Origin of the sequence: Kribbella sp. VKM Ac-2571 (genome assembly GCF_004362255.1) — a bacterium.
Classification (GTDB): domain Bacteria; phylum Actinomycetota; class Actinomycetes; order Propionibacteriales; family Kribbellaceae; genus Kribbella; species Kribbella pratensis.
Window position 1 is genome coordinate 313419 of the sequence record NZ_SNWS01000007.1, and the last position, 21734, is coordinate 335152.

At 69.6% G+C, this 21734-nt stretch carries 20 protein-coding genes; 15 read left to right on the forward strand and 5 right to left on the reverse strand.

What is annotated here, in order from left to right; genetic code table 11:
* Positions 1–119 precede the first annotated feature (119 nt).
* Positions 120–1079 (reverse strand): hypothetical protein, encoded by a 960-nt coding sequence (locus EV651_RS41395; RefSeq protein WP_166658647.1) that lies wholly within the window; start codon positions 1077–1079, stop codon positions 120–122.
* A 238-nt stretch (positions 1080–1317) separates the two neighbouring features.
* On the opposite strand from EV651_RS41395, the gene EV651_RS18145 reads away from it, so the two are divergent.
* Entirely contained in the window at positions 1318–2184 is an 867-nt protein-coding gene (locus EV651_RS18145) for an N-acetyltransferase (protein ID WP_238157013.1), read from the forward strand.
* 18 nt (positions 2185–2202) lie between these two features.
* On the opposite strand, the gene EV651_RS18150 is transcribed toward EV651_RS18145, so the two are convergent.
* Positions 2203–3309 carry a dipeptidase gene (locus EV651_RS18150; protein ID WP_133786368.1) on the reverse strand — a complete coding sequence of 369 codons (1107 nt, stop codon included), beginning with the start codon at positions 3307–3309 and terminating at the stop codon, positions 2203–2205.
* A 64-nt stretch (positions 3310–3373) separates the two neighbouring features.
* Here EV651_RS18150 and hisI point away from each other — a divergent pair, with 64 nt between their 5' ends.
* From hisI to EV651_RS18210, 12 genes are all read left to right on the forward strand, one after another.
* Positions 3374–3703 carry a phosphoribosyl-AMP cyclohydrolase gene (hisI, locus tag EV651_RS18155; protein WP_133786369.1) on the forward strand — a complete coding sequence of 110 codons (330 nt, stop codon included), beginning with the start codon at positions 3374–3376 and terminating at the stop codon, positions 3701–3703.
* Complete coding sequence (locus EV651_RS18160; protein WP_133786370.1) at positions 3700–5202, forward strand: anthranilate synthase component I; 1503 nt, start codon at positions 3700–3702, stop codon at positions 5200–5202. The genes hisI and EV651_RS18160 overlap by 4 nt, the downstream gene beginning before the upstream one ends.
* Positions 5199–5741 carry a Trp biosynthesis-associated membrane protein gene (locus tag EV651_RS18165; protein ID WP_133786371.1) on the forward strand — a complete coding sequence of 181 codons (543 nt, stop codon included), beginning with the start codon at positions 5199–5201 and terminating at the stop codon, positions 5739–5741. Before EV651_RS18160 ends, EV651_RS18165 begins: the two co-directional genes overlap by 4 nt.
* Before the next feature lie 56 nt (positions 5742–5797).
* On the forward strand, positions 5798–6052 hold the full coding sequence (locus EV651_RS18170; RefSeq protein WP_133786372.1) for an HGxxPAAW family protein: 255 nt from the start codon (positions 5798–5800) through the stop codon (positions 6050–6052).
* A gap of 13 nt (positions 6053–6065) precedes the next feature.
* Entirely contained in the window at positions 6066–6872 is an 807-nt protein-coding gene (trpC, locus tag EV651_RS18175; protein WP_133786373.1) for an indole-3-glycerol phosphate synthase TrpC, read from the forward strand.
* 75 nt (positions 6873–6947) lie between these two features.
* Positions 6948–8150 carry a tryptophan synthase subunit beta gene (trpB, locus tag EV651_RS18180; protein ID WP_133786374.1) on the forward strand — a complete coding sequence of 401 codons (1203 nt, stop codon included), beginning with the start codon at positions 6948–6950 and terminating at the stop codon, positions 8148–8150.
* Positions 8143–8967, forward strand: coding sequence for a tryptophan synthase subunit alpha (gene trpA / locus EV651_RS18185; RefSeq protein WP_202870377.1), 825 nt, complete (start codon positions 8143–8145; stop codon positions 8965–8967). The genes trpB and trpA overlap by 8 nt, the downstream gene beginning before the upstream one ends.
* A 7-nt stretch (positions 8968–8974) precedes the next feature.
* Positions 8975–9631, forward strand: coding sequence for an SCO family protein (locus EV651_RS18190; RefSeq protein ID WP_133786375.1), 657 nt, complete (start codon positions 8975–8977; stop codon positions 9629–9631).
* The gene (locus EV651_RS18195; RefSeq protein WP_133786376.1) at positions 9628–10134 is read left to right on the forward strand and encodes a DoxX family protein; all 507 of its coding nucleotides are present in this window, start codon (positions 9628–9630) and stop codon (positions 10132–10134) included. Before EV651_RS18190 ends, EV651_RS18195 begins: the two co-directional genes overlap by 4 nt.
* Positions 10131–10835 carry a thioredoxin domain-containing protein gene (locus tag EV651_RS18200; RefSeq protein ID WP_133786377.1) on the forward strand — a complete coding sequence of 235 codons (705 nt, stop codon included), beginning with the start codon at positions 10131–10133 and terminating at the stop codon, positions 10833–10835. The genes EV651_RS18195 and EV651_RS18200 overlap by 4 nt, the downstream gene beginning before the upstream one ends.
* A 51-nt stretch (positions 10836–10886) precedes the next feature.
* The gene (gene lgt, locus EV651_RS18205) at positions 10887–11873 is read left to right on the forward strand and encodes a prolipoprotein diacylglyceryl transferase (RefSeq protein ID WP_202870378.1); all 987 of its coding nucleotides are present in this window, start codon (positions 10887–10889) and stop codon (positions 11871–11873) included.
* Entirely contained in the window at positions 11866–12591 is a 726-nt protein-coding gene (locus tag EV651_RS18210; RefSeq protein WP_238157014.1) for a VIT1/CCC1 transporter family protein, read from the forward strand. Before lgt ends, EV651_RS18210 begins: the two co-directional genes overlap by 8 nt.
* Here EV651_RS18210 and EV651_RS18215 read toward each other — a convergent pair.
* The 3 genes from EV651_RS18215 to EV651_RS18225 form a co-directional block, all read right to left on the reverse strand.
* Positions 12552–13601, reverse strand: a complete 1050-nt coding sequence (locus EV651_RS18215) for a 1-aminocyclopropane-1-carboxylate deaminase (protein WP_133786378.1) — start codon at positions 13599–13601, stop codon at positions 12552–12554. The genes EV651_RS18210 and EV651_RS18215 overlap by 40 nt on opposite strands.
* A gap of 126 nt (positions 13602–13727) precedes the next feature.
* Entirely contained in the window at positions 13728–14546 is an 819-nt protein-coding gene (locus tag EV651_RS18220; RefSeq protein WP_166658649.1) for an aminoglycoside phosphotransferase family protein, read from the reverse strand.
* Positions 14547–14597: 51 nt separating this feature from the next.
* Positions 14598–15446, reverse strand: coding sequence for a phosphotransferase (locus EV651_RS18225; RefSeq protein WP_133786380.1), 849 nt, complete (start codon positions 15444–15446; stop codon positions 14598–14600).
* A 252-nt stretch (positions 15447–15698) separates the two neighbouring features.
* Here EV651_RS18225 and gltB point away from each other — a divergent pair, with 252 nt between their 5' ends.
* Both gltB and EV651_RS18235 read left to right on the forward strand, forming a co-directional pair.
* Complete coding sequence (gltB, locus tag EV651_RS18230; RefSeq protein ID WP_133786381.1) at positions 15699–20237, forward strand: glutamate synthase large subunit; 4539 nt, start codon at positions 15699–15701, stop codon at positions 20235–20237.
* Entirely contained in the window at positions 20237–21703 is a 1467-nt protein-coding gene (locus tag EV651_RS18235) for a glutamate synthase subunit beta (protein WP_133786382.1), read from the forward strand. Before gltB ends, EV651_RS18235 begins: the two co-directional genes overlap by 1 nt.
* The last annotated feature ends 31 nt before the right edge of the window (positions 21704–21734 follow it).

Below are 21734 nucleotides of genomic sequence, written 5' to 3' on the forward strand. Positions count from 1 at the left end.
GCCCCCGCCCCCGAAGGCTCGACTTTGTGCATGACATCCGTGCGACAGCCAGACAAAACTACGGATACCGTGCACAAAGTGGCGGGCAGGAGAGCTCGCGGGGTCCGGCGCCCGGTGGGTTAGGCGGCGGGGCGGGTTGTTTGTGGCGCGGCGGCGCGCCAGGTGGGGACGGGGCCGGTACGGCGGGAGCCGCGCTCGAACGCGCCGCGAAACCGGCGGACGAGATCGCCCGGGTGGAGAACCGCATCCTCCCACCCGAAATGAACTACCTCGAGACCGCAATCGGAGAGTTGCTGGTCACGCTCGAACGACCGGCGAAGCGACCGGCGGCGTTCACTCGGCGTCGCCGCCTCGAACTTCTCCAGGCCGTCTGCTTCCCCGACGGTGCGGAACTCGGGCCACCAGAAGTCGACACGAAGTGCCAGCCAGCGATACCCGTCCCAGAACTCGACTTGAAGTACAGGCGTCGGAAGGCCGCCGTCCGCGAACACCATGCGCGCGTACGACTCCAGGGCCGACTCGGAGCGAGGATCGCCCAAGGCAACAGCCGCTCGGGCCTTCCGTACGCCGGGCCACCGGTACTGACGCTCCAGGACCGCCTCGAGTTCGGCGAGCGAGACTGATCCGGACAACGCGTGATCGACGGTCACGGCGGCCTCGCGGAGTGGTAACTCGCGCGCGATGTCGACTGTTGTCCGAGCGTCCGAAGTGAGCCACAGCCCCTGGTACAGCTGCAGGTCTCGTGCGGTTAGGCCCGCTCGGTGCAGTACGACGTCGGTGCGCTTCAGGTTGCGGCGGCTCCCTGGTTCGCAGCTGAGCCAGATCGGGTTCGCGGCCGTCTGTCGGTCGCGGCCGGTCCACACCCGGAGGCCGGTGAGGTGCGCTGCCGTGAAATGGCTGATGACCGACCTCGGATGTGCTGCCTGCGCGCACGCGGCGCGGGCGAGGGGTTCGTCGAGACTCCCGTCGACGTACCGGCCGTACGCGTGCTGCAGCCGTCCATTGCGCAGCAACCGTTCGACGTCGTACTTCTGCAGGCCCAGCTCCATCAGGTCGACATGCCGCAGAGGCCGGCCCATCCGGTGAGCTAGCCGCCTCCGCACCCCGTCGCCAAGCCGTTCCACCCACCCAATCCTCCAACAAACCCCGCCCCGCTGCCGTCCGCCGCCCGACTGCCTGTGGACAACTCGACTTTGTGCACCGGATCCGCATTTGCAGGCTTCGGACGTACGGATCCGGTGCACAAAGTCGACCTTCGGCGGGCGTGGGGCGGGAAGTCGGGTGCGGTGGGTGGGGTCGATGGTGTGTGATCGGGGGATGGGTATTGAGATGGTTACGGCGGGGGCCGGGGAGTTGGGCGACGTTGTGGGGGTGCTGCGGGAGTGGCAGCGGGAGGGGGTGGCGTCGCAGTTGCATCCGGGGGATCTCGGGTGGTTCTGGCGGTTCGGGGAGGAGCGGACGGCGGCGGCGACCCGGATCTGGCGGCGGGGCGGGGAGATCGTCGCGATCGGGATGCTCGACGAGCCGGACTGGCTGCGGATGGCGATCGAGCCGGACCTCCAGCGTGACGAGGAGCTCGCGCAGCGGATCGCCGAGGACGTGTCGGAGCCCGCGAGGGGCGTGCTGATCGAGGGCAAGGTGTACGTCGAGACGCCGATGGGAGCGCTCGTCCAGGACCTGCTGTTCAAGGACGGCTGGAACGCGGACGTGCCGTGGGTCCCGGTGTGGCGCGACCTGACCGACCCGGTGCCGGATCCGGGTGTACGGATCGATGTGGTCGGCCCGGAGGAGGCTCACGAGCGGACCGGCGTACAGCGGGCGTCGTTCGACGGGTCGACGTTCACCGACGACCGCTGGTTCGCGATGGCCGACGGCCTGCCGTACGCCGACGCACGCGATCTCGTGCTCCGCAACGAGCTCGGCGAATCCGTTGCCGCCGCCACCGTCTGGTCGGCCGGCGAGGGACGCCCCGGCTACATCGAGCCGATGGGCGTCCACCGCCTGCACCGCGGCCGCGGGTACGGCACCGCGATGGTCCTCGGTTGCGCTCGCACGCTCCAGGAGATGGGCGCGTCCAGCGTCTACACGGTCACCCCGGCAACGAACGTCGGCGCGGTCGCGACGTACCAGGCCGCCGGGCTCGAGCCGCAGGACGAGATCCGCTCCCAGTACCGGGACGCTTGAGCAGTACCTAAGCAGTACCTAAGCACTAGCCACGTCGTCCGCGGCCCGGAGCACGCGCAGGATGTTGCCTCCGGCAAGTTTGCCGAGCTCCTCGTCGCTCCAGCCGCGGTCGGCCAGCGCGCTGAACAGCACCGGGTACGACGCCACGTCCGGCAGCTCTACCGGGAACTCCGGGCAGCCGTCGTAGTCGCCGCCGAGACCGATGTGGTCGACACCCGCGACCTCGCGGACGTGTTCGACATGCTCGACCACGTCCGCGAGCGTGATCTCCGGCCGCGGCACGCCGTACATCGCCTCGACCTTCTCGCGGTGTTCGCGTGCCTCGAGGCCGTGCTCCTTCGCCAGTGCGTGCATCCCGTCGAGCCAGTCGACGTACGCCTGCGAGGTGAAGTACGGCACGAACGTCACCATGCAGACGCCGTCGTTGCCGGTCAGCGTCTCGAGAACGTCGTCCGGCGCGTTCCGCGGTACGTCGCACACCGCGCGTGCCGACGAGTGGCTGAAGATCACCGGCGCACTCGTCACCCGCAGCGCGTGCCGCATGGTGTGGGCGGAGACGTGCGAGAGGTCGACCAGCATGCCGATCCGATTCATCTCCCGTACGACGTCCTCGCCGAACTCGCTCAGCCCGCCGAGCACCGGCTCGTCGGTCGCCGAGTCGGCCCAGGACACGTTGTTGTTGTGGGTCAGCGTCATGTACCGCACGCCGAGCGCCCGCATCACCCGCAGCACGCCGAGCGACTCACCGATCGAGTGGCCGCCCTCCATCCCCATCAGCGACGCGACCCGGCCGGCCTTGATCACTGCCTCCACCTCGTCGGCGGTATCGGCCAGTTGGAGGTCGGACGGGAACCGCTCGACGAGTCGCCGGACGAAGTCGAGCTGCTCGAACGTACGCCGTACCGCGTGCTCGTCCTGCGGCACCCACAGGGACCAGAACTGCGCACCCACGTGGCCTTCGCGGAGCCGCGGCAGGTCCGTGTGGAGCTGCGGGACCGAACCGGCCAGGTCGTACGCGTCCAGGTCGTACCCGCACAGCTCGTAGAACGCGATCGGCAGGTCGTTGTGCCCGTCGATCACCGGATGCTCCGCCAGCAACTGCTCGATCCGCGCCTCACCAGTCATCGGGCCATCCTCGCAGTTCGGGACCGTGGTCAGAAGGCAACCCCGGATCGGGGACAATGGGTGGGTGATTATCGACGAGTTGACCTTCGACGCGGCCGGTCTGATCCCGGCAGTGGTGCAGCAGTACGACACGCGCGAGGTCCTGATGGTGGGCTGGATGAACGCCGAGGCGGTGCGCCGTACCGCGGAGAGCGGGCGGAGCACGTTCTGGTCGCGCAGTCGGCAGCAGTACTGGGTGAAGGGCGAAACCAGCGGCCACCGTCAGCACGTCAAGCAGATCCTCGTCGACTGCGACGCCGACACCCTGCTGGTCCTCGTCGACCAGGAAGGTCCCGCCTGTCACACCGGGACCCGCAGCTGCTTCGAGCACGGCGAGATCGAGGTGAAGGCGTGAACAGCCCCAGCCTTGAGACGTTTCGCGAGTACGCGAAGGACCGCCGCGTCATCCCCGTGACGCGGCGGCTGCTGGCCGACGCGGAGACCCCGATCGGCGTGTACGGCAAGCTCGCGGCCGAACGGGAAGGCACGTTCCTGCTGGAGTCGGCGGAGAACGGCGGCGTCTGGTCCAGGTACTCGTTCATCGGCGTCCGCTCGTCCGCGACGCTGACCGAACGCAACGGCGAGGCCGTCTGGACCGGCAACCCGCCCGTAGGCCTGCCGCAGACCGGCGACCCGTTGAAGGCGCTGCGCGAGACGCTCGAGATCCTGCACACGCCGCGACTGCCGGACCTGCCGCCGCTGACCGGCGGCATGGTCGGCTTCCTCGGGTACGACGCCGTACGCCGCCTCGAGCGCCTGCCGGACACGACCACCGACGACCTCGGCCTGCCCGAGCTGACGTTCCTGTTCGCCACCGACCTGGCCGCGCTCGACCACGAGACCGGTGAGATCTGGCTGATCGCGAACGCGGTCAACTGGGACGACTCCGACGAGCGCGTCGACGAGGCCTACGCCGACGCCGTACGCCGCCTGGACGCCATGGAGCGCGACCTCGCCCGGCCCACCCCGTCGTACGTCGTGCACGCGGACCGGCAGGCCCAGCCGGACCCGCACCGGCAGCGCTCCAGCGCCGAGTACCGCCAGGCGGTCGAGGACGCGAAGGAGGAGATCCGCGCGGGCGAGGCGTTCCAGATCGTCGTCTCGCAGCGGTTCGAACTGCAGAGCAGCGCCTCCGCGCTCGACATCTACCGGGTGCTGCGGCGGTCGAACCCCAGCCCGTACATGTACCTGGTCCGTCTGGACGGCTTCGACATCGTCGGCTCCAGCCCGGAGGCACTGGTCAAGGTCACCGAGAACAAGGTGATCCTGCACCCGATCGCCGGCACCCGCCGCCGCGGCGCGACGCCGGAGGAGGACCATGCGCTGGAGGAGGAGCTGCGCGCGGACGCGAAGGAACGCGCCGAGCACCTGATGCTCGTGGACCTCGGCCGCAACGACGTCGGCAAGGTCTGCGCGCCCGGCACGGTCGAGGTCGTCGACTTCATGGACGTCCGCCGCTACAGCCATGTGATGCACCTGGAGTCCACGGTCACCGGGCAGCTCAAGGCCGGCATGACGGCCTTCGACGCGCTCACCGCCGCGTTCCCCGCGGGCACGTTGTCGGGGGCACCGAAACCGCGCGCGATGGAGATCATCGACAAGCTCGAGGTCACCCGGCGCGGCGTGTACGGCGGTGTGGTCGGCTACCTGGACTTCGCCGGCGATGCCGACACCGCGATCGCGATCCGCACCGCGGTGCTGCGCGGCGGTACGGCGTACGTCCAGGCCGGGGCCGGGATCGTCGCGGACTCGGATCCGGCCGCGGAGGACGCCGAGTGCCGGACGAAGGCAGCCGCCGTACTCAACGCGATCGCGGTCGCGGGAACGTTCAGCGACGTCCTGGCGGACGGATGAAGCCGCAACGGCTGGTGGACCTGCTCACCCTGGTGGCGGTCGTTCTGCTCGGCCTCTCGGCGTACCTGACCTGGGTGTCGGTCAACCCGGGCACCGGCCGCGTTGACGAGGTGTTCAACGGCTACACGATCACCAAGGCCCCGGTCGCGCTGGCGCTCGCGTCGCTGGTGGCGGTGGTGATCACCAAACTCGCCGGTACGGCGCTGCGCCGTCTGCTCGGTGCTCTTGTCGTGGTGCTGGGTGCGATCGCGGTCGCCGTCGCGCTGCTGGTGCGGCCCGACGGCGCCGAGTTGAGCCGCATCCGGCCGGTGCTCAGCGCCGTACTGACCGATCAGGTCGTCCAGACCGGAGGCCCGGCGCCGTGGTTCGCCCTGGGCGGCGGAATCGTGCTCGTCGCGGCCGGTCTGCTCACCGTCCTGACGGCGCACCGCTGGCGCAGCGCGACCCAGCGTTACGAGCGTGATCCGGCCGCTGCCAGGTCGGATCACGGGGCGGATCAGTGGAAGGCGATCGACGCCGGGGAGGACCCGACTCTCTGATGTCGGCGGGCTACCGCCACAATAGGACGGGACGACGAGGAGGAGTGGCGCCAACTATGGACAATACGGTGGCGGATCAAGGGGCCAGTCGGATCGAGGAAGCTCCGCACGAACTGCACGGCAACAGCCCGGCTGCGTGGACGGCGGTGGCGATCGTGCTGGTCGCGTTCACGGTCGGCGCCATCGCCATGGTGCTGGGGCCGAACTGGGTGCTGTTCTGGATCTCCGTCGGGATCGCGGTGCTGGGTGCGCTGGCCGGCAAGGTGCTGCAGCTGCTCGGCTTCGGGGTCCCGGCCGACGGCGACCACTGAGGGGCGGACGGACATGACTGTGCTTGACGACATTCTCGCGGGGGTCCGGGAGGACCTCGCGGAGCGCCAGGCGCTGGTCAGCCTGGACGACCTGAAGCTCGAGGCCCAGCGCAAGCCCGACGCCAAGGACCCGATGCCGGTGTTCCGCGGCGAGGGCATCGCGATCATCGCCGAGGTGAAGCGCTCCAGCCCGTCCAAGGGCGAGCTGGCCGAGATCACCGACCCTGCCGCGCTGGCCGGTGAGTACGAGCAGGGCGGCGCCGCGGCGATCTCGGTGCTGACCGAGGAGCGCCGGTTCAACGGGAGCCTCGACGACCTGCGGGCGGTCCGCGGCCGGGTCGACGTACCTGTGCTGCGCAAGGACTTCATCGTCTCGTCGTACCAGCTCTGGGAGGCGCGGGCGGCCGGCGCCGACATGGTGCTGCTGATCGCGGCGGCGCTGGAGCAGGAGGCGCTGGTCTCGCTGATCGAGCGGGCCCATTCGATCGGCCTGTGCCCGCTGGTCGAGGTGCACGACGAGGAGGAGACCCGGCGTGCGGTGGACGCCGGCGCCCAGCTCATCGGCGTGAACAACCGGAACCTGAAGACCCTCGAGGTCGACCGGGACACCTTCGCCCGGGTCGCGCCGACGATCCCGACCGAGCTCGTCCGGGTGGCCGAGTCCGGCGTCCGCGGTCCGCGTGATGTAATCGAGTTCGCGCGCGCCGGGGCCGATGTCGTCCTCGTCGGTGAAACCCTGGTGACCGGCCGCGATCCCCGCGCCTCGGTCGCCGATCTCGTCGCCGCCGGATCGCACCCCGCCATCCAGCAGCGGCACTAGCCCTTCCCGGCCGGTCCAAACGGCACGGGACAGCAACTCTCCCGTGCCACAAGGCCGGGTTGGAAGGTTTGTCGGATGTCTACTGTGCTGCCCGACCAGTTCGGGCACTTCGGCCGCTTCGGCGGCAGGTTCATGCCGGAGGCGCTGATCGCGCCGCTCGACGAACTCACCCAGGCCTGGCGGGACGCCATGGCCGACCCGGAGTTCACCGGCGAGTTCGAGCGGATGCTGCGCGAGTACATCGGCGCCCCGAGCCTGCTGTACGACGCGACCCGGCTGTCGGACGTCGCCGGTGCGCGGATCCTGCTGAAGCGCGAGGACCTGAACCACACCGGCGCGCACAAGATCCGGAACGCGATCGGCCAGGCGCTGCTGACCAAGCGGATGGGCAAGCCGCGGGTGATCGCGGAGACCGGCGCCGGGCAGCACGGCGTCGCCACCGCGACCGCGTGCGCGTACCTCGGCCTGGAGTGCGTGGTCTACATGGGCGAGGTCGACACCGAGCGCCAGGCGCTGAACGTGGCCAGGATGCGGCTGCTCGGCGCCGAGGTGATCTCGGTGAAGACCGGCAGCCGGACACTCAAGGACGCGATCAACGAGGCGCTGCGCGATTGGGTCGCCAGCGTCGACAAGACGCACTACATCCTCGGTACGGCGGCCGGTTCGCACCCCTTCCCGGCGATGGTCCGCGACTTCGTGCGCGGGATCGGCGACGAGGCGCGGGAGCAGTCGCTCGCTCTGCTGGGCAAACTGCCGGACGCCGCCGTCGCGTCGGTCGGCGGCGGGTCGAACGCGATCGGTCTGTTCACCGCGTTCATCGGTGACGAAGACGTGAAGCTGTACGGCATCGAGCCGGGCGGCGACGGGTTCGAGACCGGGCGGCACGCGGCGACGATCACCGCCGGGCAGGTCGGCGTACTGCACGGTGCGCGGTCGTTCCTGCTGCAGGACGACGACGGGCAGACGATCGAGTCGCACTCGATCTCCGCGGGACTGGACTACCCGGGTGTCGGACCGGAGCACGCGTGGCTCGCGGAGACCGGGCGGGCGACGTACCGGCCGATCACCGACGCCGAGGCGATGGAGGCGTTCCGGTTGCTGTCCAAGACCGAGGGCATCATCCCGGCGATCGAGTCCGCGCACGCTGTCGCCGGCGCGCTCGACATCGCCAAGGAACTGGGGCCTGAGGCATCCATCTTGGTGAACCTGTCCGGTCGCGGCGACAAGGACATGGACACGGCCGCGACGTGGTTCGGCCTGGGGGGTTCTGATGAGTGATGTGGTTGCCCTGGGCAAGGCCGGGGTCGCGATCCGGAAGGCGAACGACGCGGGCCGCGCTGCCCTGATCGGGTACCTGCCGGCCGGCTTCCCGTCGTACGACGGCGGCGTGGACGGGATCAAGGCGCTCATCGACGGCGGTGTCGACGTCGTCGAGATCGGGCTGCCGTACAGCGACCCGGTGATGGACGGTGTCACGATCCAGCGGGCGACCGAGGTCGCGCTGGCCGGAGGGCTGCGGACCCGCGACGTGCTCAGCACGGTCGAGAAGGTCGCGGCGTACTCCGACGTACCGCTGCTCGTGATGACGTACTGGAACCCGGTCGAGCGGTACGGCGTGGACCGGTTCGCGGCCGATTTCGCCGCCGCCGGGGGAGCGGGGCTGATCACGCCCGACCTGATCCCGGACGAGGGCGCGGAGTGGATCGCGGCTGCCGACAAGAACGAGCTGGACAAGGTGTTCCTGGTCTCGCCGTCGTCGACGGACGAGCGGATCGCGATGACGACGGCCAACTGCCGCGGTTTCGTCTACGCGACCGCTGTGATGGGTGTCACCGGTGCGCGGGACAAGCCGTCGGATCTCGCGGCGCCGTTGGTGGCCCGGGTGAAGTCGGCGACCGGCCTGCCGGTCGGCGTCGGTCTCGGCATCTCGAACGGTGACCAGGCGGCCGGTGTGGCGGCGTTCGCGGATGCGGCGATCGTTGGTGCGGCCCTCGTCAAGGCGCTCCAGGACGGCGGCCCCGCGGGTGTTCGCAAGCTCACAGAGGCCCTGGCCGAAGGCGTCCGCCGGGAACCCCGCGCGCCCGCCGGACGTTAGAACCGCCGTGAGTCGATCGAGGAACGCTGTCCTGCTCCTGGCGGCGGTGGCTCTGCTCGCCCTCGCGGGCTGCAGTGGCAAGGACGAGAAGCCGGACAACCCCGGCGGCGCGATCATCCGCAGCAGCCAGGACCCGAACGGGTTGCGCGGTGCCACCCTCGACCGGCCGTACACGATGCCCGCGGCCACCTTGACCGACACCGCCGGGAACCCGTTCAACCTGGTCACCTCCACCAAGAAGCCGGTCACGCTGGTGTTCTTCGGGTACACGAACTGCCCGGACGTGTGCCCGACCGTGATGGCCGACGTGGCGTCCGCGCTCACCAAGCTCGACGACCAGGTGCAGGACCAGATCCAGATGCTGTTCATCACCACCGACCCGGCGCGCGACACCGGGCCGGTGATCCGCAAGTACCTGGACCGGTTCGACCCGTCGTTCGTCGGGCTGACCGGGTCACTGACGTCGATCAAGGACATCGCCAAGGCCGTCGGCGTACCGGTGGAAGGGATGCAGAAGCTTCCGTCCGGTGGGTACGAGGTCGGTCACGGAGCGCAGGTGATCGGCTTCGGGAAGAACGACAAGGCGAACGTGCTCTGGTTGTCGAACGCCGCCATCGGCGACCTCGCGCACGACTTCGGGAAGCTGGTGGAGGACAACCGGTGAAGCCGTGGATTCCCTGGCTCTCCTTGGTGGCGCGGCTGCTCCTCGGTGGCGTGATGCTGGTCGCCGGCGCGCTGAAGGTGACCGATCCGGAGACCGCCGCCCAGGCGGTCCGCGCCTACGAGCTGCTCCCGTCGGCCCTGGTGGAGCCGGTCGGCTGGGGGCTGCCGTTCCTGGAGATCGCGATCGGGTTGCTGTTGATCATCGGCTTCGGTGTCCGCGCCTCCGCGGTGGCCGCGGGTGTTTTCCTGGTCGTCTTCATCGCCGCGGTGTCGTCCGCCTGGGCCCGCGGCCTGTCGATCGACTGCGGCTGCTTCGGCGGCGGAGGTGAGGTCGCCCCGGGACAAACGAAGTACCTGCAGGAGATCCTCCGCGATCTCGGCCTGCTGGTGCTGGCCGCCTGGCTGTGGTTGAAGCCGATCAGTAAGTTCGCAGTCGTATCAGAGCCGGACACCGAACCGGACACCGAACCGGACACAGGACCGCAAGGAGTCACCGCGTCGTGAGCAAGACCAATTCCCCTGGGAATCCGCTGCTGCAGCCCAAGCGCCGGATCTCACCCGGGATCATCGTGGTGATCGTCCTGGTGCTGGCCCTCGGCGCCGGTGTCGGTGTGCAGTACTACCGCGGCCACTCCAAGGTCGAGGTGAGCTCCAACGGGCGCCCGGAGCCCACGGTCGTCACCGGTCCGGGCACGTCCGGCAAGGGCGTCACGGTCGGCAAGTCCGGCGCGAAGGTCAACATCGACCTGTACCTCGACTTCCGCTGCCCGCACTGCGCGGAGTTCGAGGAAGCCAGCGGCGCAGTAGTGGACAAGCTCGTCCAGGACGGTACGGCGACGCTCACGTACTGGCCGCTGCAGTTCGTGAACCCGGACGCCTCACCGCGGCTCGCGAACGCGTTCGCCGCGGCGGCCGCGAACGGCAAGGCGCTGAGCTTCGTCGACGAGCTGTACGGCGACTTCTCGAAGTCCTGGACCACCGACCAGCTGCTGGAGCTCGGCAAGCAGCTCGGGGTCGGCGACGCCAAGTTCCAGCAGGCCGTGCGGGACAACACGTACGCGGGCTGGCTGGAGTCCGTCGGCAAGTCGGCCGACGACCGGGGCGTGACCGGTACGCCGACCGTCTACGTCAACGGCAAGCAACTCGAGACCGACCAGCTCACCGCCGAGGGCCTGCAGAAGGCCGTCGATGCGATCGCATCGTGACCCGGGGTTTGTGGCCGTGGTCTGACGGGTCGAGTAGCGTTCCCCTTTGCCATGTCTAGTCTGAGTCTCGCCGTGACAGTGCCGGCGTTCATCCCCAGCCCGAGCCAGGGTGTCTGGCACGTCCTCGGTCTGCCGATCCGCGCGTACGCGCTGTGCATCCTGGCCGGCATCTTCGTCGGCTACTGGCTCGGTCGCCGGCGCTGGGTGGCGCGCGGCGGCTCGGCGCCGGTGCTCGCCGACATCATGTTCTGGGCGATCCCGTTCGGGCTGGTCGGTGCGCGGATCTACCACGTGATCACCGACGCCGAGCTGTACTTCGGCGAGGGCAAGCACCCGATCGACGCGCTGAAGATCTGGCACGGCGGGCTCGGCATCTGGGGTGCGGTCGGTTTCGGCGCGCTCGGCGCCTGGATCGCCTGCCGGCGGGCCAAGGTGCCGTTCCTGGCGGTCGCGGACGCGATGGCGCCGGGGATCGCGCTGGCGCAGATCTTCGGCCGGTTCGGGAACTACTTCAACCAGGAACTGTTCGGCGGTCCGACGACCAAGCCGTGGGGCCTGGAGATCTCGACGGACCACCGGCCGGCCGGGTACGCCGACTTCGCGACGTTCCACCCGACGTTCCTCTACGAAGCGGTCTGGAACCTCGGTGTGGTCGCGCTCATCCTGCTCGTCGACCGCCGGTTCAAACTCGGTCACGGACGGGCGTTCTTCCTGTACGTCGCGGCGTACACCGCCGGCCGTGCGTGGATCGAGAACATGCGCATCGACACCGTGAACCACTTCCTCGGCCTGCGGCTGAACGTGTGGACCGCGATCATCCTGTTCGTCCTGGCCGTCGCCGCCTTCGTCGTCAGCGCCCGCACGCGCCCCGGCCAGGAGGACATCGCCACCGGCCCCGCCGCCGGCGAAACCGAGAAGTCCGAGGCCACCGCTGACGAATCCGACGCGGCAGCAAAGTCCGACGACGCTGATGAGGCGGCACCGGCGAAGGCTGGGAGCACCAACGGGTCCGAGTCCGACGACGGATCTCGTGACTGAGACGCCGGAGGTTTCGGCCGAGCATCACGGGGACCACACGCACCGTGATGTGAACGGCGGCTGGCTGCGCCCGGCCGTGTTCGGCGCGATGGACGGCCTGGTGTCGAACTTCGCGCTGATCGCCGGCATGGACGGCGGCACCAGCTCCGGCTCGAAGTTCATCGTGCTGGCCGGCCTCGCGGGTCTGGCCGCCGGCGCGTTCTCGATGGCGGCGGGGGAGTACACGTCGGTCGCCTCCCAGCGCGAGCTCGCCCACGCGGAGATCGAGGTCGAGCGTGCGGAGATCAAGAAGCACCCGCTCGACGAGGAGATCGAGCTCGCCGAGACCTACCGGGCGAAGGGCCTCGACCCCGACCTGGCCAGCAAGGTCGCGAAGCAGTTCCACGCCGACCCGGACCAGGCGCTCGAGGAGCACGTCCGCGAGGAGCTGGGCATCGACCCCGGCGACCTCCCGAACCCGGTGATCGCGGCCGCCTCGTCGTTCATCTGCTTCGCCATCGGCGCCTTGATCCCGCTGGCGCCGTACCTGTTCGGCGCGGACTCCGTCGTACCCTCCTTGATCCTGTCTCTGACCGCCCTGTTCGTATGCGGCGCCGTCGTCTCCCGCGTCACCAGCCGCTCCTGGTGGTACTCCGGCCTCCGCCAACTCCTCCTGGGCGCTGCCGCGGCCGGCCTCACCTACTTCGTCGGCACGCTCGTGGGCCCCGGCATCGGCTGAGTGTGCGTGAACAGGCTGCTGTACGCGTTCAGAGCGGGTTGGCCGCCGAGGTGGGCGTAGAGAACGGTTGAGTCCTTGGGGATGTCGCCGGTGCTGATCAGGTCGATCAGGCCGGCCATGGACTTTCCTTCGTAGACCGGGTCGATGATCATCCCCTCCAGCTGACCGGTCAGCCGGATCGCGTCGAGCGTGGACTGCACGGGTACGCCGTACTCGTCGCCGGCCCAGCCCGCCAGGACAGTGATCTCGTCGGCGCGGAGGTCCCGGCCGAGGCCGATCAGCTCCGCGGTGGCGCGGGCGATCCGCTCGACCTGGTCGCGGGTCTCCTGGAGCTTGGCGCTCGCGTCGATCCCGATCACCCGCCGCGGACGGTCCTGCCCCGCGAACCCGGCGATCATCCCGGCGTGCGTCGATCCGGTCACCGAGCAGACCACGATCGTGTCGAAGAACACCCCGAGCTCCCGCTCCTGCTGCTCCACCTCGTACGCCCATTGCGCGAACCCGAGTCCGCCGAGCCGATGGTCCGAAGCGCCGGCCGGGATCGCGTACGGCGTACCTCCGCGGGCCTCGACGTCCGCGAGCGCCTGCTTCCAGCTGTCCTTGAACCCGATCCCGAACCCGGCCGGGTCGAGGCGTACCTCCGCGCCCATGATCCGGCTCAGCAGGATGTTCCCGACCCGGTCGTTGAGGGCGTCCGGCCAGTTCACCCAGTTCTCCTGGACCAGCACCGCCTTGAGCCCGACCTTCGCCGCGACGGCGGCCACCTGGCGGGTGTGGTTCGACTGGTACCCGCCGATCGACACCAGCGTGTCGGCGCCCTGCGCGAGCGCGTCCGGGATCAGGTACTCCAGCTTCCGGGTCTTGTTCCCGCCGTACGCGAGCCCCGAGTTGCAGTCCTCCCGCTTCGCCCACACCTTCGCCCCACCGAGGTACGCGCTCAGGCGTTCGAGCGGGTGCACCGGACTCGGCCCGAACAACAACGGGTACCGCGGAAAATCACTGAGCCCCATCAGTTCCTCCCACTACGATCGGCGGATGTTCCCCGGCGAGATCGACATCCCTCCGGCCACGTACCTCGAGCACCTAGGCACCATCTTCACCCGCTTCGACCCCCAGGCCTCCGGCCACCTCTCGTTCTACGAGAGGTGGGTGACCGCTTCGTCTACGACCGCCGACAGTGTCACCGACCGCTCTAGGTGCACGCCGGGGTCGGGTTGACGGAGCGCCCACGCCGCGCGGGCGACCAGGGTGACGGCAGCGATCAGTACGGCGCCTCGCCGTACTGAATCGGTCGGCCACCTAGCTGCGCTGCCGGCCTGGAAGGCGGCTACCAGATCCGCGATCGGTGTCGGCGTGAACTGTAAGAGGTATCCGAGGTCGAAGCCCAAGGGGCCGACGCCGAATTGATCCCAGTCCACTGCGATGACGTCGTCGCCGTCCGGCCGGAGCAGATTGGGCGGATGTGCGTCGCCGTGGACGACCTGCTGTGGCAATCGATCGAGCTCGGCCATCACTGCGGCCCGGTGCGTCCACAGGTGATGGCCGGACCGCCGTACGTCGGCGGGCAGAACCTCGGCCGTTTCGAGCGCGGCCCAGCCACCCTGCTGCTGATCATCGGCCAGTCGGTCGCGCAGGATCCGCCGCGCGAACCAGTCGGCAGGCTCCAGCCGGTTCAAGGCGAACCGCCCGAGCGCGGCCGCCGCGTCGGACGAGGCGAGCGGAGTCGGCTGGACTGCATCGGTCCAGAGCGTGATGCCGTCCGGATCGCTGTCGACCTTCACGCATCGGGGTGCGCGCAGCCCGACCGTCAGCTCGAGCAGACCACTGGCGGCGGCATCGGCCTGGCGGCGCCAGTACGCGTAGTGGCCCGGCCGCTCCTCGCCGGGCACCAGGCGCTTGGCGACGAACCCCTCGGGCGTGCTCCACACGCCGCCGTCCGCCGGTCCGTTGCCCACGCTGAGTAGCGTCCAGTCACGCTCCGGTTGCCAAACCATCGCGCAGATTTATCACCCGATCGGTCCACTCCACCCACAGATCTGGCCGGCAGCTTCTTCCACAACTGCGGACAGGTCGAGCATGTGCCTCACGTGATCGCCGGGATGCGGCTGGGTGAGTGACCAGGCCGCGCGTGAAACGACGGTGTACGCCGCAGTCAGCACAGCTCCACGTCGTACGGCAGCCATGTCGCCGCCATGCGCCGCCACCAGGTCGTCCAGGGGTACGGCGACGGCCAGGAGCAAGTAGCCGAGGTCGAAGCCGATCGGGCCCAGGCCGAACTGCTCCCAGTCGATCGCGACCACGTCGTCACCCGCGCGGCCGAGCAGGTTCATCGGATGTGCGTCACCATGCGTTGGCACCCGAGGTAGCTCATCCAGCACTGCTAGCGCGCCGTCCCGCAGCCTCCACAGCTCGTTGGTTGCGGGCGACGCGACCCCCGCGCGGTTCAGCGACGCCCAGCCTCCGCGCCGCTCCACGGTCGCCAGGCGGTCGCGTAGTACGTCGCGAGCGCCCCAGGCGGGCTCTGCCAAGGAGGAGGCCGCAAACCGCCCCAGTGCCCCGGCCAGCGCCTCGGGAGCCCACTCGGCGGGAGGCGTGTACGCCATCCGCAGCGTGATCCCGTCAGGATCCCGCTCGACACCGAGGCAGGCGGGTGCCCGAACCCCCGGCGTACCAGCAACCACACCGGACTCGGCCACCAGCGCCTGCCGTTCCCAGTAGGCGTGGTGACGTGGGTCCCGTACGCCGGGGACCAGGCGCTTCACCACCTCGCCGTCGGAGGTTCGCCAGACCCCGCCAGTGGCTTGGCCTGTGCCGGAAGTCAGCGGTTGCCAGTCGGGGGACGGGTGCCAGGCCATAGGACTGGCCTATCAGGATCCGGTCGGTCTCAGCAGGTGAATTTCGAGCGGCTGAGGGTGGCTGTGACGGAGGTGGGCTGGGATGATGTGAGGCTAGTAGTGAGCGCATGCTTACTGAGGGTCATCAAGGCGTGGCGCAGTGGACATGAAGTCCAACTGGCGGGCGTCATGAGGTAGTCTCGGGACTCCCGGCTTGGGCCAGTGTTGTCCCGCGGCCAGTTGTGTTGACCGTAGGACGACGGGAGCTCCTGAATGTTTGGTGTCCCCCCTGCCCAAAACCGGCACCGCCCCAGCGAGGGCCTGTACGACGGAAACCATGAGCACGACGCTTGTGGAGTCGCTTTCGTCGCGACCCTGACCGGTGTACCGAGCCACGACATCGTGGCCAAGGCGTTGACCGCCCTGCGGAACCTCGAGCACCGTGGCGCGTCCGGTGCCGAGCCCGACTCCGGCGACGGCGCCGGCATCCTGATCCAGGTCCCGGACGCCTTCTACCGCAAGGTGTGCGAGTTCGAGCTGCCCGCGCCGCACAGCTACGCGGCCGGTATCGCCTTCCTGCCCGCCGATCCCGACGACGCCGCGAAGGCGATCGCGCGGATCGAGGAGCTGGCGGCCGAGGAGGACCTGGCCGTGGTCGGCTGGCGCGACGTGCCGACCAACCCCGACCTGCTCGGCGCCACCGCACGCTCGGTGATGCCCACCTTCAAGCAGCTCTTCGTGACGGCGAAGGCGGGCCGCGTGCTCGGCCTGGCGCTGGAGCGGATGGCCTTCCGGCTGCGTAAGCGCGCCGAGAAGGAGACCGAGACGTACTTCCCGTCGCTGTCCGGCCGGACCATCACCTACAAGGGGATGGTGACCACCGACCAGCTGGACAAGTTCTTCCCCGAGCTGACCGACCCCGAGCTCGCCTCCGCGATCGGGATCGTGCACTCGCGGTTCTCCACGAACACGTTCCCGTCCTGGCCGCTGGCCCACCCGTACCGGTACATCGCCCACAACGGTGAGATCAACACCGTCCAGGGCAACCGGAACTGGATGCGCGCCCGTGAAGCGCTGCTCGCCAGCGACCTGATCCCGGGCGACCTCGAGCAGCTCTACCCGATCTGTACGCCGAGTGCCTCGGACTCGGCGTCGTTCGACGAGGTTCTCGAGCTCCTGCACCTCGGCGGCCGCTCGCTGCCGCACGCGATGCTGATGATGATCCCGGAGGCGTGGGAGAACGCCACCACGATGGACCCGAAGCGGCGCGCGTTCTACGAGTTCCACTCGACGCTGATGGAGCCGTGGGACGGCCCGGCGTCGGTCGTCTTCTCCGACGGCACCAAGGTCGGCGCGGTCCTGGACCGCAACGGCCTGCGGCCCTCGCGGTACTGGGTGACCGACGACGGTCTCGTCGTACTCGCCTCCGAGGCCGGCGTCCTGGACATCGACCCGGCCACTGTGACCGAGAAGGGCCGGCTGGAGCCGGGCCGGATCTTCCTGGTCGACGTCGACGCGCACCGGATCATCACCGACGCCGAGGTGAAGAACGCGCTCGCAGGAGAGCACCCGTACGACGAGTGGCTGCACGCCGGCCTGATCCGGTTCGAGGACCTGCACGAGCGCGAGCACGTCGTCCACAGCCACGCGTCGGTGACCCGGCGCCAGCAGGTCTTCGGGTACACCGAGGAGGAGCTGCGCGTCATCCTCACCCCGATGGCGAAGGCCGGCGCGGAGCCGATCGGCTCGATGGGCACCGACACGCCGATCGCCGTCCTGAGCGACCGTCCGCGGCTCCTGTTCGACTACTTCGCGCAGCTGTTCGCCCAGGTCACGAACCCGCCGCTGGACGCGATCCGCGAGGAGCTGGTGACCTCGCTGTCGTCCAGCCTCGGCCCGGAGTCCAACCTGCTCAACCCGAGCCCGGCGTCCTGCCGGCAGGTGGTGATCCCGTTCCCGGTGATCACCAACGACGAGCTGGCCAAGCTCCGGCACATCAACCTCGACGGCGACATGCCCGGCCTGGCCACCACGGTCCTGCGCGGTGTGTACGACGTCGAAGGCGGCGGCGAGGCGCTGAAGGCCCGCCTCGACGAGTTGTGCGCCGAGGCGAGCGCCGCGATCCAGGACGGCGCCCGCATCCTGGTGCTGTCCGACCGGCACTCGAACGCCGACATGGCGCCGATCCCGTCGCTGCTGCTGACCTCGGCCGTTCACCACCACCTGGTACGCGAGAAGACCCGTACGCAGGTCGGTCTCGTCGTGGAGGCCGGCGACGTCCGCGAGGTCCACCACGTCGCGCTCCTGATGGGGTACGGCGCGGCGGCGATCAACCCGTACCTGGCGCTGGAGTCCGTCGAGGACCTGTGCCGCCAGGGCACATACCTGCCGGGCGTCGAGCCCGAGCAGGCGATCCGCAACGTGGTGAAGTCGCTCGGCAAGGGCGTCCTCAAGGTGATGTCGAAGATGGGTGTCTCGACGGTCGCGTCGTACACGGGTGCCCAGATCTTCGAGGCGAACGGGCTGGCGCCGGAGCTGGTCGACCGGTACTTCACCGGTACGGCGTCCAAGCTCGGCGGCATCGGCCTGGACACCATCGCCGAGGAGGTACGCCGCCGGCACCTGCGCGCGTACCCGGCCGACGGCATCCTGCCCGCGCACCGCAAGCTCGAGATCGGCGGTGAGTACCAGTGGCGCCGCGAGGGCGAGCCGCACCTGTTCGACCCGGAGACGGTCTTCCGGCTGCAGCACAGCACCCGGACCGGGCGGTACGACATCTTCAAGCAGTACACGTCCCGCGTCGACGAGCAGTCCGAGCGGCTGATGACGCTGCGCGGCCTGTTCGGGTTCAAGAGCGACCGGCAGCCGATTCCGCTCGACGAGGTCGAGCCCGCGAGCGCGATCGTCAGGCGGTTCTCCACCGGTGCGATGAGCTACGGCTCGATCAGCGCCGAGGCGCACACCACGCTGGCGATCGCGATGAACCAGCTCGGCGGCAAGTCGAACACCGGTGAGGGTGGCGAGGACGCCGACCGGTTGTACGACCCGGCCCGGCGGAGCTCGATCAAGCAGGTCGCGTCCGGTCGCTTCGGCGTCACCGCGGAGTACCTGACGAACTCCGACGACATCCAGATCAAGATGGCGCAGGGTGCGAAGCCTGGTGAGGGCGGGCAGTTGCCCGGCCCGAAGGTGTACCCGTGGGTGGCCAGCACCCGGCACTCGACGCCGGGCGTCGGCCTGATCTCGCCGCCGCCGCACCACGACATCTACTCGATCGAGGACCTGGCGCAGCTGATCCACGACCTGAAGAACGCGAACCCGCGGGCGCGGATCCACGTGAAGCTGGTCTCCGAGGTCGGCGTCGGCACGATCGCGGCCGGTGTCTCCAAGGCCCACGCGGACGTCGTACTGATCTCCGGCCACGACGGCGGTACCGGTGCGGCGCCGCTGACCTCGCTGAAGCACGCGGGCGGCCCGTGGGAGCTCGGTCTCGCCGAGACGCAGCAGACCCTGCTGCTGAACGGTTTGCGGGACCGCATCGTCGTACAGACCGACGGTCAGTTGAAGACCGGTCGGGACGTGATCGTCGCGGCGTTGCTCGGCGCGGAGGAGTACGGTTTCGCGACCGCTCCGCTGGTGGTGTCGGGCTGCATCATGATGCGGGTCTGCCACCTGGACACCTGTCCGGTGGGGGTCGCGACCCAGAACCCGGTGCTGCGGGAGCGGTTCAGCGGCAAGCCCGAGTTCGTCGTGAACTTCTTCGAGTTCATCGCCGAGGAGGTCCGCGAGTACCTGGCGGAGCTCGGGTTCCGGACGCTGGACGAGGCGATCGGGCACGCCGAAGTACTCGACATCGAGCGCGCCGTCGACCACTGGAAGGCCGACGGGCTCGACCTGTCGCCGATCCTGCACGTGCCGGCGCTGCCCGAGGGCGCGTCGCTGCACCAGACCATCGAGCAGAACCACGGTCTGGACAAGGCCCTCGACAACGAGCTGATCCGGATCTGCCAGCCGGCGCTGGACAACGGCGAGCCGGTCCGGGCGCAGCTCGCGATCCGCAACGTCAACCGGACCGTCGGCACGATGCTCGGCCACGAGATCACCAAGCGGTACCGCGCGGCCGGGCTGCCCGACGGCACCATCGACCTGACCTTCACCGGGTCGGCCGGCAACTCGTTCGCCGCCTTCGTGCCGCGCGGAGTCACCCTGCGTCTCGAGGGTGACGCCAACGACTACGTCGGCAAGGGCCTGTCCGGCGGCCGGGTCGTCATCCGGCCCGACCGGCGCGCCCGGTTCGACGCCGCCGACCAGATCATCGCCGGCAACGTGATCGCGTACGGCGCGACGTCCGGCGAACTGTTCATCAGCGGCGGCGCCGGCCAGCGGTTCTGCGTCCGGAACTCCGGCGCGACCGCGATCGTCGAGTCGGTCGGCGACCACGCGTGCGAGTACATGACCGGTGGGCGCGTCGTCGTGCTCGGCGCCGTCGGCCGGAACTTCGCGGCGGGCATGTCGGGCGGCGTGGCCCACGTGCTCGACCTGGACCACACCCTGGTGAACCCGGAGCTGGTGGATCTGCACCCGGTCACCACGGACGAGTCCGAACTGCTGCACGACCTGGTCCGCAGGCACTTCGAGGAGACCGGTTCGGAACGGGCGGCCAAGCTGCTCGCCGACTGGCCGGCCGCTGCTGCCAGGTTCACCACGGTGATGCCCCGCGACTACGCCCGGGTGCTGGCGGCCAAGGCGGCCGCCGAGCGCGACGGGCTGGACGAGGACGCCACCACGCGAGCGATGATGGAGGCCATCTGATGGCTGACCCCAAGGGATTCCTGACCACACCGCGGGAGGTCGCCGACCGGCGGCCGGTCGAGGAGCGGGTCAAGGACTGGAAAGAGGTCTACCCCGGCGGTCCCGGCAAGGCGCTGCTGCCGATCATCACCAAGCAGGCCGGCCGCTGCATGGACTGCGGTATCCCGTTCTGCCACAGCGGCTGCCCGCTGGGCAACCTGATCCCGGAGTGGAACGACCTGGTCTGGCGCGACGACTGGTCGAGTGCGATCGAGCGGTTGCACGCGACCAACAACTTCCCGGAGTTCACCGGCCGGCTCTGCCCGGCGCCGTGCGAGACGTCCTGCGTCCTGGGCATCAACCAGGACCCGGTGACGATCAAGAACGTCGAGGTCGCGATCATCGACAAGGCATGGGAGACCGGTGACGTCAAGCCGCAGCCCCCGGAGTGGCTGACCGGCAAGACGATCGCGGTCGTCGGGTCCGGTCCGGCCGGACTGGCCGCCGCGCAGCAGCTGACCCGCGCCGGGCACACGGTCGCGGTGTACGAGCGCGCCGACGCCCCGGGCGGCCTGTTGCGGTACGGCATTCCCGAGTTCAAGATGGAAAAGATCCAGGTCGACCGGCGCATCCAGCAGATGAAGGAGGAGGGTACGGTCTTCCGCTCCGGCGTCAACGTCGGCGTGGACGTCACCGGCACCCAGCTCAAGCAGCGGTACGACGCGGTGGTGATCGCGACCGGGGCTACGGCGGCACGTGACCTGCCGGTGCCGGGCCGTGAGTACGGCGGCATCCACCAGGCGATGGAGTACCTGCCGCAGTCCAACCGGGCCGCGCTCGGGCAGACCGTCGAGAACCAGATCGTCGCGACCGGCAAGGACGTGGTGATCATCGGCGGCGGCGACACCGGCGCGGACTGCCTCGGTACGGCGCACCGGCAGGGTGCGCGGTCGGTGACCCAGCTGGAGATCATGCCGCGACCGGGCGACGACCGGCCGGGCCACCAGCCGTGGCCGACGTACCCGATGATCTACCGGGTCGCCTCCGCGCACGAGGAGGGCGGCGACCGGGTGTACGCCGTCTCCACGGTGAACTTCGAGGCCGATGCCGACGGCAACGTCTCGGGGCTGAACCTGGTCGAGGTGGAGTTCAAGGACGGGAAGTTCACCCCGGTCGAGGGCTCCGAGCGGACCATCCCGGCGCAGCTCGTGCTGCTGGCGATGGGCTTCGTCGGCCCGGAGCGCGAGGGCTTCCTCGAGCAGCTCGGGGTCGAGCTCGACGAGCGCGGCAACGTGAAGCGCGACAACCGGTACCAGACCTCGGTCGAGGGTGTCTTCGCCTGCGGTGACGCCGGCCGCGGCCAGTCGCTGATCGTGTGGGCCATCGCCGAAGGCCGGTCCTGTGCCGGCGGCGTCGACGCCCACCTCACCGGATCGTCGACGCTCCCGACACCGATCCCGCCCACCGCCCGCCCGCTCGCAGTCTGACAGCAGCCCCACCTTGGGCCCAGGCAACCAA